The 14,321-nt window shown below is 61.8% G+C and carries 13 protein-coding genes; 4 read left to right on the top strand and 9 right to left on the bottom strand.

Annotated elements, in window-relative coordinates; translation table 11 throughout:
- The first annotated feature begins 89 nt into the window (after window positions 1–89).
- Entirely contained in the window at window positions 90–1,505 is a 1,416-nt protein-coding gene (locus ACHPFG_RS00550; RefSeq protein ID WP_003213442.1) for an acetyl-CoA carboxylase biotin carboxylase subunit, read from the top strand.
- A gap of 11 nt (window positions 1,506–1,516) precedes the next feature.
- Window positions 1,517–3,325, top strand: coding sequence for a sodium-extruding oxaloacetate decarboxylase subunit alpha (oadA, locus tag ACHPFG_RS00545; RefSeq protein WP_431701321.1), 1,809 nt, complete (start codon window positions 1,517–1,519; stop codon window positions 3,323–3,325).
- Window positions 3,326–3,409: 84 nt separating this feature from the next.
- Here oadA and ACHPFG_RS00540 read toward each other — a convergent pair whose 3' ends face one another.
- The 3 genes from ACHPFG_RS00540 to ACHPFG_RS00530 all read right to left on the bottom strand — a co-directional run bounded on the left by ACHPFG_RS00540 (window position 3,410) and on the right by ACHPFG_RS00530 (window position 6,509).
- Window positions 3,410–4,720, bottom strand: a complete 1,311-nt coding sequence (locus ACHPFG_RS00540) for an autotransporter outer membrane beta-barrel domain-containing protein (RefSeq protein WP_431701320.1) — start codon at window positions 4,718–4,720, stop codon at window positions 3,410–3,412.
- 167 nt (window positions 4,721–4,887) lie between these two features.
- Entirely contained in the window at window positions 4,888–5,691 is an 804-nt protein-coding gene (locus tag ACHPFG_RS00535; protein ID WP_431701319.1) for an amino acid ABC transporter permease, read from the bottom strand.
- On the bottom strand, window positions 5,688–6,509 hold the full coding sequence (locus ACHPFG_RS00530) for an ABC transporter substrate-binding protein (protein WP_431701318.1): 822 nt from the start codon (window positions 6,507–6,509) through the stop codon (window positions 5,688–5,690). The genes ACHPFG_RS00535 and ACHPFG_RS00530 overlap by 4 nt, the downstream gene beginning before the upstream one ends.
- Before the next feature lie 112 nt (window positions 6,510–6,621).
- Between ACHPFG_RS00530 and ACHPFG_RS00525 the strand changes: the two genes are divergently transcribed.
- A complete protein-coding gene (locus ACHPFG_RS00525) occupies window positions 6,622–7,521 on the top strand; it encodes a homocysteine S-methyltransferase family protein (RefSeq protein ID WP_131697700.1) in 900 nt (299 codons plus the stop codon).
- A gap of 3 nt (window positions 7,522–7,524) precedes the next feature.
- Here ACHPFG_RS00525 and ACHPFG_RS00520 read toward each other — a convergent pair whose 3' ends face one another.
- From ACHPFG_RS00520 to ACHPFG_RS00510, 3 genes are read right to left on the bottom strand one after another with little or no spacing between them, the layout of a single operon-like run.
- Window positions 7,525–8,205: a GNAT family N-acetyltransferase gene (locus tag ACHPFG_RS00520; RefSeq protein WP_027608228.1), complete on the bottom strand. Its 681-nt coding sequence runs from the start codon at window positions 8,203–8,205 to the stop codon at window positions 7,525–7,527.
- Between the two features lie 10 nt (window positions 8,206–8,215).
- Entirely contained in the window at window positions 8,216–8,662 is a 447-nt protein-coding gene (locus ACHPFG_RS00515; protein WP_131697698.1) for a GNAT family N-acetyltransferase, read from the bottom strand.
- Window positions 8,659–9,297, bottom strand: coding sequence for an FMN-binding negative transcriptional regulator (locus tag ACHPFG_RS00510; protein WP_131697697.1), 639 nt, complete (start codon window positions 9,295–9,297; stop codon window positions 8,659–8,661). Before ACHPFG_RS00510 ends, ACHPFG_RS00515 begins: the two co-directional genes overlap by 4 nt.
- A gap of 90 nt (window positions 9,298–9,387) precedes the next feature.
- Between ACHPFG_RS00510 and ACHPFG_RS00505 the strand changes: the two genes are divergently transcribed.
- Entirely contained in the window at window positions 9,388–10,929 is a 1,542-nt protein-coding gene (locus ACHPFG_RS00505) for a PLP-dependent aminotransferase family protein (RefSeq protein ID WP_431701317.1), read from the top strand.
- Between the two features lie 111 nt (window positions 10,930–11,040).
- Here ACHPFG_RS00505 and ACHPFG_RS00500 read toward each other — a convergent pair whose 3' ends face one another.
- The 3 genes from ACHPFG_RS00500 to ACHPFG_RS00490 all read right to left on the bottom strand — a co-directional run bounded on the left by ACHPFG_RS00500 (window position 11,041) and on the right by ACHPFG_RS00490 (window position 14,286).
- Window positions 11,041–12,132, bottom strand: a complete 1,092-nt coding sequence (locus ACHPFG_RS00500) for a polyamine ABC transporter substrate-binding protein (RefSeq protein ID WP_431701316.1) — start codon at window positions 12,130–12,132, stop codon at window positions 11,041–11,043.
- Window positions 12,129–13,163: a histone deacetylase family protein gene (locus ACHPFG_RS00495; RefSeq protein WP_131697694.1), complete on the bottom strand. Its 1,035-nt coding sequence runs from the start codon at window positions 13,161–13,163 to the stop codon at window positions 12,129–12,131. The genes ACHPFG_RS00500 and ACHPFG_RS00495 overlap by 4 nt, the downstream gene beginning before the upstream one ends.
- Window positions 13,164–13,293: 130 nt before the next feature.
- Window positions 13,294–14,286: an AraC family transcriptional regulator gene (locus ACHPFG_RS00490; protein ID WP_184745233.1), complete on the bottom strand. Its 993-nt coding sequence runs from the start codon at window positions 14,284–14,286 to the stop codon at window positions 13,294–13,296.
- Window positions 14,287–14,321 lie beyond the last annotated feature (35 nt).

Raw genomic sequence — 14,321 nt, 5'->3', positions numbered from 1 at the left:
GCCTGCGACTGGCTTGAAACATTTGGTCACGCGCCGACCCGGCTCCAGTGGGTCGAAGAATGCAGCAATCGGCTCAAGGGAATTTCCAAGTGATAAAAAAGATCCTGATCGCCAACCGTGGTGAAATTGCCGTACGAATCGTGCGTGCCTGCGCCGAGATGGGCATTCGCTCGGTCGCGGTTTACTCGGACGCCGACCGCCATGCGTTGCACGTCAAGCGTGCCGACGAAGCCCACAGCATTGGCGCCGAGCCGCTGGCCGGCTACCTGAACCCGCGCAAGCTGGTGAACCTGGCGGTGGAAACCGGTTGTGATGCGCTGCACCCCGGCTACGGCTTCCTGTCGGAAAACGCCGAGCTGGCGGATATCTGCGCCGAACGTGGAATTAAATTCATCGGCCCTTCGGCTGAAGTGATTCGCCGCATGGGCGACAAGACCGAAGCCCGCCGCAGCATGATCAAGGCCGGCGTGCCGGTTACGCCCGGTACCGAAGGCAACGTTGCCGACATCGCCGAGGCCCTCACCGAAGGCGACCGCATTGGTTACCCGGTGATGCTCAAGGCCACCTCCGGTGGCGGCGGTCGCGGTATCCGTCGTTGCAACAGCCGCGAAGAACTCGAACAAGCCTTCCCCCGCGTGATCTCCGAAGCCACCAAGGCCTTCGGCTCGGCGGAAGTGTTCCTGGAAAAATGCATCGTCAATCCCAAGCACATCGAGGCGCAGATCCTTGGTGACAGCTTCGGCAACGTGGTGCACTTGTTCGAGCGCGATTGCTCGATCCAGCGCCGCAACCAGAAGCTCATCGAAATCGCCCCGAGCCCGCAACTGACCCCGGAACAGCGCGCCTACATCGGCGACCTGTCGGTGCGCGCGGCCAAGGCCGTGGGCTACGAGAATGCCGGCACCGTGGAGTTCCTGCTCGCCGAAGGCGAGGTGTACTTCATGGAGATGAACACCCGGGTGCAGGTGGAACACACCATCACCGAAGAAATCACCGGGATCGACATTGTCCGCGAGCAGATCCGCATCGCCTCAGGCCTGCCGTTATCGGTAAAGCAGGAAGACATTCAGCACCGTGGCTTTGCGTTGCAGTTTCGCATCAACGCCGAAGACCCGAAGAACAACTTCCTCCCAAGCTTCGGCAAGATCACCCGTTACTACGCGCCCGGCGGCCCCGGCGTGCGTACCGACACGGCGATCTACACCGGCTACACCATCCCGCCGTTCTACGACTCCATGTGCCTGAAACTGGTGGTCTGGGCGTTGACCTGGGAAGAAGCCATGGACCGCGGCCTGCGTGCCCTGGACGACATGCGCCTGCAAGGCGTGAAGACCACTGCCGCCTATTACCAGGAAATCCTGCGTAACCCGGAATTCCGCAGCGGCCAGTTCAACACCAGTTTTGTGGAAAGCCACCCTGAGCTGACCAACTACTCGATCAAGCGCAAACCCGAAGAGCTGGCCCTGGCCATCGCCGCCGCCATCGCCGCCCACGCAGGCCTGTGAGGAACATAATAATGAGCAAGAAAATCTTCGTAACCGACACTATCCTGCGCGACGCCCACCAATCGTTGCTGGCGACCCGCATGCGCACCGACGACATGCTGCCGATCTGCGACAAGCTCGACAAAGTCGGCTACTGGTCCCTGGAAGTCTGGGGCGGCGCCACCTTCGACGCCTGCGTACGCTTCCTCAAGGAAGACCCGTGGGAGCGCCTGCGCAAACTGCGCGCCGCGTTGCCTAACACGCGCCTGCAAATGCTCCTGCGTGGCCAGAACCTGCTGGGCTACCGCCATTACAGCGACGATGTGGTCAAGGCCTTCGTGGCCAAGGCTGCCGTCAACGGTATCGACGTATTCCGCATCTTCGATGCCATGAACGACGTGCGTAACCTGCGCGTGGCCATCGAAGCGGTCAAAGCCGCTGGCAAACACGCCCAGGGCACCATCGCCTACACCACCAGCCCGGTGCACACCGTCGAGGCCTTCGTGGCCCAGGCCAAGCAGCTGGAGTCCATGGGGTGCGACTCGATCGCGATCAAGGACATGGCCGGCCTGCTGACTCCGTATGCCACCGGTGAGCTGGTCAAGGCGCTGAAAACCGAGCAGAGCCTGCCGATCTTTATTCACTCTCACGACACCGCCGGTTTGGCTGCGATGTGCCAACTCAAGGCCATCGAAAACGGTGCCGACCATATCGACACCGCGATCTCCAGCTTCGCCTGGGGCACCAGCCACCCGGGCACCGAGTCGATGGTCGCCGCCCTTAAAGGCAGCGAATTCGACACCGGCCTCGACCTGGAACTGCTGCAAGAGATCGGCCTGTACTTCTATGCCGTGCGCAAGAAGTACCACCAGTTCGAAAGCGAATTCACCGCCGTCGACACCCGTGTGCAAGTCAACCAGGTACCGGGCGGGATGATTTCCAACCTGGCCAACCAGTTGAAAGAGCAGGGCGCTCTCAACCGCATGAGCGAAGTGCTGGCTGAAATTCCACGGGTGCGTGAAGACCTCGGCTTCCCGCCCCTGGTGACCCCGACTTCGCAGATCGTCGGCACCCAGGCGTTCTTCAACGTACTGGCCGGTGAGCGCTACAAGACCATCACCAACGAAGTGAAGCTGTACCTGCAAGGCGGCTACGGCAAGGCGCCGGGCACGGTGAACGAGAAGTTGCGTCGCCAGGCCATCGGCAGCGAAGAAGTGATCGACGTGCGTCCAGCCGACCTGCTCAAGCCGGAGATGACCAAGCTGCGCGGCGAAATCGGCGCATTGGCCAAGTCCGAAGAAGACGTGCTGACCTACGCCATGTTCCCGGACATCGGCCGCAAGTTCCTCGAAGAACGCGACGCCGGTACCCTGGCTCCGGAAGTGCTGCTACCTATCCCTGAAGCCGGCGGCGTGGCCCGTGCCGGTGGTGAAGGCGTGCCGACCGAGTTCGTCATCGACGTGCACGGCGAAAGCTACCGCGTGGACATCACCGGGGTCGGCGTGAAAGCCGAAGGCAAACGCCACTTCTACCTGTCCATCGACGGCATGCCGGAAGAAGTGGTGTTCGAACCGCTCAACGAGTTTGTCGGCGGCAGCGGCAGCAAGCGCAAGCAGGCCAGCGAGCCGGGGCATGTCAGCACGGCGATGCCGGGCAATATCGTCGATGTGCTGGTCAAGGAAGGCGATGTGGTCAAGGCCGGCCAGGCCGTGCTGATCACCGAAGCGATGAAGATGGAAACCGAAGTGCAGGCGTCGATCGCCGGCAAGGTCACGGCTGTGCATGTGGTCAAGGGCGACCGGGTGAACCCGGGCGAGATCCTGATTGAGATCGAAGGCTGATTCAGCCTTCGACATTACCGTTTAATCCTCGGGGGGGCAGGTGCTCCCCTTTTTTTTTGCCTGATGATCAGGCTACGTCATGGCTCAGAACGCTATCGTCCACTGGCCCATCACCCCCTGATTGCGGCTGTGGCTGCCGAACTCGGCGGAATAGGCCAGGCCCACGCTGTGTGTGTCCGACAGCGCCATGTCCAGGCCGGTACGCAGCGCCAGGCTGTTACGGTCCAGTGAGGTGCCGCCGATGGTGAACGAGCTGTCGAAGTCCTCGCGTTTTTCCCCGGCGAAGGACTGGCGCACATGGCTGCCGACGTCGCCATACAGGTGTTTCCAGCTGGTGCTCAGGTGCGGTTTGAGCGTGATTTGGTTGCCCAAGGCAAAGTCGCGGGTCAAACGCAGGCCAAAGGTACTGCTGAAGTTTTGCTGGGTCTGTGCACCAACGTCCAGCGCGCTATCGCCACCCTTCTCCACGAAGCGGTCGCGCTGATAACGCTGGAAACCCAGTGCGGCAAAGGGCTGGGCGCGTAAGCCACCTGTATGAAACTGATAGCCCAGTTCGGCGAAGGCGTTTTGGCTCCGCGCTTTGTACTTGCCCGTGAGGTGTTCGCGGTAATTGATGAAGTCGAAATCGACATTGCGTTGGTTCTGCCCGCTATGCCTGCTGTAGAGCGCGCCCAGGCGCAGTGCCAGCGGCCCGTCCTGGCGCACCGCATAAGTGCCCAGATGCCAGCTGTCCAGTTCGCCTTTGAAACGTTTGGCGCTCAGGTCACTGCCCGACTTACCGCCCACCACGCCGAGTCGCCATGCGTTGTCGGCCGACCAGTCGGCGCCCAGCAGCAAGCCTTGGCTGCGTTGCTTCAAACCAACGCTTCCGTGTTGAGCATCCAGAGTGCCGGCGCCGCCCAAGGCTTGGAGCCATACACGGCTACCCTCGTCGGTGTCGTTATCCAGCTGACGTACTGCGGACAGCAGGCTGGCGTTTAATTGTTTCATGCTGTTTTGGGTAGCGGTGCCCAGATTGGCGTTCTGGCTACCCGCCAATTGTTCCAGTACCGCGCCCAATCGCCCTGGCTCCAGGCTGCCCAGGTACTCGCCGTATTGCTCAAGTCGGTATTTTTCCCACTCGTTCAGTTCGTCCGACGCCAGCAGGTCATCCACCGCGGCGTCGAGCACACGGGCGACGCTCAGGCCATTGCGGCTGGTGGCATGGTCAGCGAAGTAGAAGTCTTCGGGCGCGGGCAGGGCCGGTTCATGAGGGCTTTTCTCACTGTGCTCCGCGAGCGGATCGAACCATTCGCTGTCTGGCTCCATGTCGCCCCGTGCCTGTGCGTATTGAGCACAGTTGGCCCCCAGCGCGAGGGTGATGGCGAGTACGAGTTGTTTCTGAATGAGCGGCATGTAAACCCACCTCTTGATGTATGAGGCGGGGAATTTAGCGGGGCACTCGGGGGATAACTGTCAGGCCAGGCAGTGCTCGTTTGCGGGAGATGTCTCTAGCCTGATGCGAAAAAGAATGCAGCAGGATTAGCACCGTAAGGTTGCGGTCGATGGTTACTTGACTGACCTCACCCTCGCTTTACATACCCCTTGCCAAAATGGCGTTCCATCCGCGCCTGGATCAGTTCCAGCCCGAGGGACATGATCCAATAGATGATTGCCGCGGTGCTGAGCATCTCGATGTAGCGATAACTGGAGCGCCCGTAGGATTGCGCCAGGAACATCACTTCCCACACGCCCATCACCGAGATCAGCGACGAGTCCTTGAGCATGGAGATGAACTGGTTGGTCGCCGGCGGGATGATGGTGCGCATGGCCTGGGGCAGGGTGACGTGCCAGAAGATCGCGCTGTCGCGCATGCCCAGGGCCAGCGCGGCTTCCCGTTGCCCTTGAGGGACGCCCAGGATACCGGCGCGGAAGATTTCGCTCAGGTAAGCGCCATAGTTCAGCGACAGCGCGATGATCCCCGCGACGATGGCACCCGGCACCAGGCCCAGCTGCGGCAGGCCGAGGTAGATCAGCAGGATCTGGATCAGCAACGGCGTGCCACGGAAAAACGACGCGTAAAAGCTGGCGATGCCAAAGGCCACTGCACTCTTGGACAAGCGCCCGAGCGCAGTGATAAAGCCCAGCACCGACGAAGCGGCAATCGAACACAGGCACAGGAACAGCGTCAGCGCTGCGCCTTGCAGGAAGCCATTGGGGGCCAGGTGCAGGCCAACCAGGTTGGGCAGCTTGTCGAGGATGATCGAGAACTTCAGGTCAAAGCTCAGGAAGAAGCTGGCAAACAGGGCGAACAGGGCCGCCCAGGTCAGGTAAAGCCGCGTGCGAAAGCCCAGCAGGGCGCGCGCAGGTTTTGGAGGAACACTCATTGGCTGATATCGGCACCGATCCATTTTTGCGACAGTTTGCTCAGGGTGCCGTCCTGTTTCAACTGGGCAAACACCTCACGCACCTTGGCGTCCCACTGGGCGTCGCCTTTTTCGATGGCGACCGAATTGGGTTCGGCGTACAGCGGCGCGCCGGCGAGCTTGAAGCGCTTGTCTTCGTTCAGGCGCGGCTGGGCGGTGACCAGGTTGGTGAGGATTGCATCCAGGCGCACACCGGCGCCCAGGCCGAGATCCTGGAAGGCGACGTTATCGGTGTCGTACGGGGCGATCTGCACGTCCTCGAACGGGTACTGCAGTTGGGTGTCTTCGGCGCCTTCGATCACCAGGTTCTTGTTCAGATAGCTTTCGTAGCTGGAGGCGCTGGTGAGCCCGACCTTTTTACCGCTCAGGTCCTTGGCGCCATGGATGCTGTCATCTTTGGCATTGACCACGATTACGGCGGGGGAGGCGTAGTACTCCACCGGGAAATCAAACACCTCGGCGCGGGCCTTGCTCGGGGTCATGGAGCAGATGCAGATGTCGTAGCGACCGCTCCAGCGGCCAGCGGCGATCACGTCCCACGACGGCGTTTCCAGACGCAGTTTCACACCGAGCTTTTGCGCGACGGCCTTGGCCACATCGACATCGAAGCCGTCGAGTTGGTTTTGGTCGTTGAGGAACGAGAACGGCGGGTAGCTTTCCATCAGCACGCCCACCAGTTCTTTCTTCTTCTCAATCCGGTCCAGGGTCGCGCCGCCAAAGGCTTGGGTGGAGGCAGCAAGCATCGTCAGGCCCAAGGCCAATAGCGATTTAAGTTTCAAAGTGGGCACCTGAATAAAAAAGAGTTGTTATGAACCGAATTGAACGTATTAAATAGTTATAAGAACGACTCTCATAGTGAGTTATTTTCATAAGCTTATGAGTAAAAAGCATATGGGCGCAGTAAGCACAGTAATTCTGGACGGCGGCATGGGCCGTGAACTGCAACGACGCGGTGCGCCCTTCAGGCAGCCGGAGTGGTCGGCGCTGGCCTTGAGCGAAGCACCGCAGGCGGTGGAGGCGGTGCATGCGGCCTATATCGACAGCGGCGCCAACGTGATTACCAGCAACAGCTACGCGGTGGTGCCGTTTCATATCGGTGAGGCGCGGTTTGCTGCCGAAGGCCAGGCCCTGGCGGCACTGGCGGGTGAATTGGCCAGAAGGGCGGTGCAGGCTTCGGGCAAAGCCGTGCGTGTGGCCGGCTCGTTGCCGCCGTTGTTTGGTTCGTATCGTCCCGACCTGTTCGAGCCGCAGCGCGTGTCTGAGCTGCTGACGCCGCTGGTGCAGGGCCTGGCACCCCATGTCGATCTGTGGCTGGCGGAGACCCAGAGCTCAATCGTCGAAGCGCGGGCGATTCATGCGGGCCTGCCGAAGGATGGCAAGCCGTTCTGGCTGTCGTTTACCTTGAAAGATGAAGACACCGACGATGTACCGCGCCTGCGTTCCGGCGAACCGGTGGCGGACGCGGCCGAAGCGGCGGCGCAGCTGGGCGTGCAAGTGTTGCTGTTCAATTGCAGCCAGCCGGAAGTGATCGGCGCGGCGATCGATGCCGCGCGCCAAACCTTCGAGCGGCTGGGCGTGGCGATTCAGATCGGCGCCTACGCCAACGCCTTCCCGCCACAGCCCAAGGAAGCCACGGCCAACGACGGCCTGGACCCCTTGCGCGAGGATCTCGACCCACCGGGCTACCTGCAGTGGGCCGCGGACTGGCAAAAGCGTGGTGCCAGCCACTTGGGCGGTTGCTGCGGGATCGGGCCGGAGCACATTGCGGTGCTGGCCCAGAAGCTGGTCTAAGCCTTAAAGCGCCTGGCGGCGACACTCCGCCAGGCCCTTCAACTGCCCGGAACCTGCCTGGTTCGCCTCGGACAACCACGCCTCAAACCCCGCGCCCACCGTCGGCCATTCCGAATCCAGAATCGAATACCACGCCGTATCCCGGTTCTGCCCCTTCACCACCATATGCTGGCGAAACACCCCTTCAAAACTGAACCCCAACCGCTCAGCCGCATATTTGGAGCGGGCGTTGCCGTTGTTGCACTTCCACTCCAGGCGGCGGTAGCCCTGCTCGAACGCGTATTTGGCCAAGAGGTACACCGCCTCGGTGCTTTTGGGTGAGCGCTGCATCGGCGCGCCGAAGGTGACATGGCCGATTTCGATACGGCCCTGGGCCGGGACGATGGACATCAGGCTGAGGATGCCCTGCACCTGGCCGGACGCACGGTCGACCACGCTGAAGAAATACGGATCGCTATTCGCCGCATGGTTGTTCAACCACGCATCGAACGCGGCGCGCTCGGCAAACGGGCCGTAAGGCAGGTAGTCCCACAACTTGGGGTCGGCACCGGGGCCTTCGAGGGCTTGCCACAATTGATCGGCGTGGCGCGCCGGGTCGAGTTTTTCCAGGCGGATAAAGCGCCCTTCGAGCAGTTGCGCGGTGGGCGCCGGGGCACCTTTCCAGTCGGCGAGGGAAGTAGACATGCTGCGCTCCTTAAAGACCTTTGCGAAATTGAATGAAGCCAGGGCGTTCGGCGATGCGTTCGTAGAGTTGGATCGCGGTGGCGTTGGTCTCGTGGGTCAGCCAGTGGACCTTGCAGCAGCCGTCGGCCTTGGCAGTGGCGTAGACGAACTCGATCAGTTTACGGCCGACACCGGTGCCGCGCTGAGCCGGGTCCACCAGCAGGTCCTGCAGGTAGCAGGAGTTTTCGATGCTCCAGTTGGAACGGTGGTAGATGAAATTGACCATGCCCACCGCCTTGCCATCCTGCCAGGCCAACGCGGAGTGGGTCGGCTCATTGGGATCTATCAGGCGCTGCCAGGTGCTCTGGCTGACGGCGTCCGGCAGTTCGGTGTTGTAGAACGTCAAGTACGCCTGCCACAGCGGCAGCCAGGCGGCGTGGTCGGCCGCGGTGACCTGGCGGATGTCGATCTGGCTCATTCTGAAACTCCTTGGGGAATAAAGCGCGCGAGGGTCTGGTCGCGAATATCGGCGCTGGCGGCCAGCCCGTCGCGTACGCCGGCGATGTCCGCCGCGCTGCGGTTTTGACTGAGCTTGCGTTTGCCGATCAGGCGCTCGATCGGCAGGCTGAAGCCGACGATGGCCTTGAGCATGCCGTCAATGTAATCGGCCGGGGCGTCGCTGACTTTCCAGGGCTGGGCGCGGTTGCCCTCGTGGCGGTCGGTGAGGGCGCTGACCACACCGAGCACCCGCTCGGCATCGGTAAACACCTCGGCCTTGCCATAGGCATGCACCGCGATGTAATTCCAGGTGGGCACCACTTTGCCGTGCTCAGCCTTGGCCGGGTAAAACGCCGGGCTGACGTAGGCCTCGGCGCCGGCAAAGATCACCAGGGCTTCGCTGCCGTTTTGCAGGTCTTGCCACTGCCGATTGGCCTTGGCCAGGTGCCCGTACAGCGTGCCATTGGGGCCTTCATCGGGATTGAGCAGCAGCGGCAAGTGGCTGGCCTGCAGGCCTTGCTCACCCATGGTCACCAACTGCGCCAGGCGCGTGTGCTGGATCAGTTGCTGTATTTCGGGCAAGTCTTCGAGGGCAAAGGCGCGAGGTGTGTACATGAATATTTTCCTTGGCGAATGCCTGCATCCTAGGCAGGCTAATGGTTCGTTGTAAGAGCCATCTAACCTCAATTTAATAGGTCCAATTCGATGCCTTCCGTAGAGCCGCCGCTGTCGTTCAACCCTGCCGGTATTGAGTTGGATCGGCGGCAAGGCCTGACACGCCAACTCTATGAAGCCTTACGCCAGCGCGTGCTGGATGGCCGGCTGGTCAGCGGTACGCGCTTGCCCGCCAGCCGTGACTTGGCGGCGGCCTTGGCGATTTCCCGTAACAGCGTGGTGCGTGCCTACGATCAGCTGTACGCCGAAGGTTTTATCGAAGGCCGCGTGGGTGACGGTACCTATGTCGCCCAACTGCCCAACCCGAAAAAATTATCCACAAAAGTGTCCACAGGGTTATCAACAGGCTTATCCCCAGTCTTATCCACAAAGTGGGCCGATTTACCGGAAGATCTCGCTGGCGAAGTTATCCACAGGTCGGCCTTGGAGCGCGTGCGAAATAACCATTTGCCACAACCGCCAGCGGGTCCGCCCAAGGCCTTTCGCGTGGGCGTGCCGGCTTTCGATCTGTTCCCGTTTGAGGTCTGGGCCAAGCTCAATGGGGCGTTCTGGCGCAAACCCGACATGGAGCAATTGTGCTACGGCGACCCGGCAGGCGATGCGCGGCTGCGCGGGTTGATCGCGGCGTACCTGCGCAGTTCGCGGGGCATGCAGTGCACGGCTGAGCAAATAGTGATCACCAGCGGTGCACAGCAGGCAATCAGCCTTTGTGCACAGTTGCTGGTAGAGCCAGGTGACGGGGTGGCAGTGGAAAACCCGGGCTATCGCGCCGCAGGCCACGCATTCGCTTTGGCCGGTGCCAATCTGCAGGGCGTGCCGGTGGACAGCGACGGCATCGATTGCCAGGTCCTGAATACCTTAGTCAATTGCCGCCTGGCCTATGTCACGCCCTCCCACCAATACCCCCTGGGCGTGGTGATGAGCCTGGCGCGGCGTCTGGAGTTGCTGGCCTGGGCCGAGCGCACCGGCGGTTGGATCGTGGAGGACGACTATGACGGCGAATACCGCTACAGCGGCGCACCGCTGGCGCCCCTGGCCGCGCTGGACCGCAGTGGGCGTGTGCTCTACGTCGGCACCTTCGGCAAAGTCGCGTTTCCGGCCTTGCGCCTGGGCTATCTGGTGTTGCCGCCTGGCCTGGTCGATGCCTTCTCGCGGCGCCGTGCGGTGGATATGCGCCACTCGGAAGTCAGCACCCAGGCCGTGATGGCCGAATTCATGGCGGCCGGACACTTCCAGCGGCATATCCGCCGGATGCGGCGTGCGGCATTGAGCCGGCGCAATGCCTTGCTCGCCGGGTGGCCGCGCGGTTTGCCGGGTGTCGGCGAGTTGCCCGTCATTGCCGCAGGGCTCCACATGACCGTGCGCGTGGACAGCCTGGCCCGCGAGCAACAGCTGCTTGAGCAGGCCCGTGTCGTGGACGTCGAAGTCAATGGGTTAAGCAGTTACTGGCTGGCGCAATCCACCCCCCCGGCAGACCAGCGCGCCGGCCTGGTGCTGGGCTTTGCTGCCGTACCCGAAGCGGCCGTCGCCGAGGCCCTGGCAACGTTGCGCAGGGCCTGGCAACCGGGTTGACGGTCAGTGTTGGAAAAACAAGGCGCGGGCCAGCACTGACGTCAGCGATTGCGCGATGGCGGACGCGCACTCGCCGACACTGCGCCAGTGCGGCGTGATCACCATGGCCGATCAGGTCCCGGACTTGATCTTGGTCCAGACGCGCGTCCTGGCGCGTTCGGCGTCGCGTCCCAAGGGTTTCAAGGTATAGAGCGTGGCCATCGCCGCTTCGGTGGGGTACAGGTTGGGGTTGTTGCGGATCGCCGGGTCCACCTGCTCGGTCGCGTCTTTGTTCGGGTTGGGGTAGCCGACGAAATCACTGATGGGCGCAATGACTTGCGGTTGCAGCAGGTAGTTGATGAAGGTGTAGGCGTCCTGCGGGTTCTTCGCGCCCTTGGGAATGGCCAGCATGTCGAACCAGATCGGTGCGCCTTCCTTGGGCAGGCGCATATCGACGATCACGCCGTTCTTGGCATCCTTGGCGCGGTTGGCGGCCTGGGAGAAGCTGCCGGAGTAGCCGACGGCGACGCAGATGTCGCCGTTGGCGATATCGGCCATGTATTTGGAGGAGTGGAAGTAGGTGATGTACGGGCGGATTTTCATCAGCAGCGCTTCGGCTTTTTCATAGTCCTTGGGGTTGCTGCTGTTGGGGTCCAGGCCCAAGTGCTGCAAGGCCAGCGGCAGGATCTCCGAGGGTGAGTCCAGCAGCGCCACGCCGCATTGCTTGAGCTTGCTGATGTTCTCTTCCTTGAAGATCAGGTCCCAGCTGTCCACCGGTGCATTGGCGCCCAATGCGGCCTTGACCTTGTCGGGGTTGAAGCCGATCAGGATGGTGCCGTACATGTAGGGCACGGCAAATTTATTGCCGGGGTCGTTGGCTTCGATCAGCTTCATCAGCTTGGGATCGAGGTGGTTCCAGTTCGGCAGCTGGCTGCGATCCAGCGGCTGGAACACGCCGGCCTCGATCTGCTTGGCCAGGAACACATTGGACGGCACCACCACGTCATAGCCGGAATTGCCGGTGAGCAGCTTGGCTTCCAGGGCTTCATTGGTGTCAAAGATGTCGTAGACCAGTTTGATCGACGGGTTCCGGGCCTTGAAGTCTTCCAGAGCCTTGGGAGTGATGTAGTCGAACCAGTTGTAGACCCGCAGGGTTTTTTCTTCAGCGTGCGCGGCGGTGCTTAATACGGCGGCGCAGAGCACAAGCGACTTGAACAGATTCATTCGACTGCCCCTTCAAAACCTTCGAGAACGTTGACGGCATTGATGCCGATTTCTTCTACCGCGTAGCCGCCTTCCATCACGAACAGCGTCGGCCGGCCCAGGCGGGCAATGCGCGCGCCCATCGCCAGATAATCCGGGCTGTCGAGTTTGAACTGCGAGATGGGGTCGTCCTTGAAAGTATCGACGCCCAGGGACACCACAATCACGTCGGCGCCGTAGCCCTCAATGGCCTGGCAAGCCTGTTCCAGTGCGGCGCTCCAGGTGTCCCAGCCCGAACCGGCCGGCAACGGATAGTTGAAGTTGAAACCCTCTCCGGCCCCGTCGCCGAGCTCATCGGCATAGCCGAGAAAAAACGGAAACTCGGCTTCCGGATGCCCGTGGATCGAGGTGAACAGCACATCGCTACGTTCATAGAAAATCGATTGGGTGCCATTGCCGTGGTGGTAATCCACATCGAGGATCGCGACTTTTTTATAGCCCTGATCGAGAAAGGCCTGGGCGGCGATGGCTGCATTGTTGAGGTAGCAGTAACCGCCCATCAGGTCGCTGGCGGCGTGGTGTCCCGGTGGGCGGCACAGGGCAAACGCCGCCGGCGCACCGGCCTGGATCGCCTGCTGCGCGGTCAGCGCCACCTGCGCTGCGCTGTAGGCCGCCTGCCAGGTACCGGCGGTGATGGGCGCGCCGCCGTCGAAGCTGTAGTAACCCAGTTGGCCATGCAGGCTGGTGGGCAATACCCGGCGCAAGGTCCGGGCGGGCCAGGTGTAGGGCAGCAGGTCGCCTTCCTGGCCGAAGACGGTCCAGCGTTCCCAGGCACCTTTGAAGAAGTCCAGATAGGCCGGGGAGTGAACGCGTGCCAAGGGGGTCAGGCCGAAATCGTGAGGTGCGCGCACGGGCCCCAGTTGGCGGTCTTTCACCCGTTGCAACACGTGGTCGGCGCGGGAGGGCATTTCGAAACAGGGCATCAATTGCCCGTCCATCAATTCGCAACGGCCATGGTGCAGATGGTGATCGTCCGAGTAGATCGTCAGCATGTTGTTGTTCTCGAAGACTCAGGAAGGTGCCTTGCAGTGTTGCCTCGTCGGTGCGGCAAGAGAACGGCAGGAGCGGCCAAAACGGGATAAATATGGCCAACGGCACTGTCCGTTATTCGCCCGCCGGGGCTTATGGCCGGAACTGACTCGGCGCGACGCCGCTCCAGCGCACGAAGGCATGCCGGAAACTCGCGGTTTCACTGAAACCCAGTTGCTCGGCAATGCGGTGGATCGGCATCGCATCGTCGGCCAGCCACTGCTTGGCCTGTTCGAAGCGCAGCTCATCGAGCAGTTCCTGATAACTGCTGCCCAGATCATGCAGGTGGCGGCGCAAGGTGCGTGGCGAGCACTTCAACTGTTCGGCGAGCCTGTCCAGCCCCGGTGCGGCATGCAGTTGCGTGGCAAGTAGGTGACGTACGCGGCCCAACCATGCCTGGCGCCCGGTGAACTCGGTGTTTTGCTTGCGGCAGCGCTCAGCCATGGCGCGATGGGTGATGGCATCGGCCAGGGGTAACGGTTGATCGAGCCACTGACGGTCGAAGGCAAAAGCGTTGCTACCCGCCTGGAACTGCAACGGGCAGGCGAAGCGTTCGCCATAGCGAGCGCTGTAGGCGGGCGCCGGGTAATCGAAACGAGCCCCCAGCAACGGCAACGGATGGCCGAGCAAGTCGTCGCAGATCACCTTGAGCGACGCGAGGCACAACTCGATATTGAATGCGGCGAGCGCCGGATCCTCCCGATAATCGCAGGCGTTGAACCAGACCCGCTGGCCATCTTCCTCAAGGTTCAACTCGAAAAGTGTTCCCAAGAGCGCCGGATAGCGCAGTGCCAAGCGCAAAGCGTCACCGAAGGTGGCACTGGTCAGCAGCGCATAGCCCAGTATGCCGTAGGCCGACACGTGCATGCGTTGCCCCAGTTCCAGGCCGAGGTCCTGGCGCAGGGCTACTGCATTTGCGCAGACCTGCATCTCCTGGCGCGTGGTGATCCGTGTATCGGGTTGGTGCAGGTCTACAACCGCGATGCCGCTGCCGGCCAGCAGCACCTCATGGCTTATGCCTTCGGTGTTGAAGGTCTCGAGCACCAGCGAAACAGCGTTCAAGGTGGTCAGGTGTGAGTGCAGCATAGGGCGGATCCCTGCAAATATTGCTTGGAGGGAGC

This window comes from Pseudomonas sp. BR20 (assembly GCF_050780135.1).
Classification (GTDB): domain Bacteria; phylum Pseudomonadota; class Gammaproteobacteria; order Pseudomonadales; family Pseudomonadaceae; genus Aquipseudomonas.
The sequence above is the reverse complement of the archived record's forward strand: the minus strand, read 5'-3'. Positions and strand labels throughout refer to the sequence as shown.

Bases quoted from the DNA above. Each gene is read 5' to 3' on its own strand.
- ACHPFG_RS00500 (WP_431701316.1), bottom strand. From the start codon at position 12,132: ATGAATCTGTTCAAGTCGCTTGTGCTCTGCGCCGCCGTATTAAGCACC.
- ACHPFG_RS00525 (WP_131697700.1), top strand. From the start codon at position 6,622: ATGGGCGCAGTAAGCACAGTAATTCTGGACGGCGGCATGGGCCGTGAA.
- ACHPFG_RS00510 (WP_131697697.1), bottom strand. From the start codon at position 9,297: ATGTACACACCTCGCGCCTTTGCCCTCGAAGACTTGCCCGAAATACAG.
- ACHPFG_RS00505 (WP_431701317.1), top strand. From the start codon at position 9,388: ATGCCTTCCGTAGAGCCGCCGCTGTCGTTCAACCCTGCCGGTATTGAG.
- ACHPFG_RS00535 (WP_431701319.1), bottom strand. From the start codon at position 5,691: ATGAGTGTTCCTCCAAAACCTGCGCGCGCCCTGCTGGGCTTTCGCACG.
- ACHPFG_RS00515 (WP_131697698.1), bottom strand. From the start codon at position 8,662: ATGAGCCAGATCGACATCCGCCAGGTCACCGCGGCCGACCACGCCGCC.
- ACHPFG_RS00520 (WP_027608228.1), bottom strand. From the start codon at position 8,205: ATGTCTACTTCCCTCGCCGACTGGAAAGGTGCCCCGGCGCCCACCGCG.
- ACHPFG_RS00540 (WP_431701320.1), bottom strand. From the start codon at position 4,720: ATGCCGCTCATTCAGAAACAACTCGTACTCGCCATCACCCTCGCGCTG.
- ACHPFG_RS00495 (WP_131697694.1), bottom strand. From the start codon at position 13,163: ATGCTGACGATCTACTCGGACGATCACCATCTGCACCATGGCCGTTGC.
- oadA (WP_431701321.1), top strand. From the start codon at position 1,517: ATGAGCAAGAAAATCTTCGTAACCGACACTATCCTGCGCGACGCCCAC.
- ACHPFG_RS00490 (WP_184745233.1), bottom strand. From the start codon at position 14,286: ATGCTGCACTCACACCTGACCACCTTGAACGCTGTTTCGCTGGTGCTC.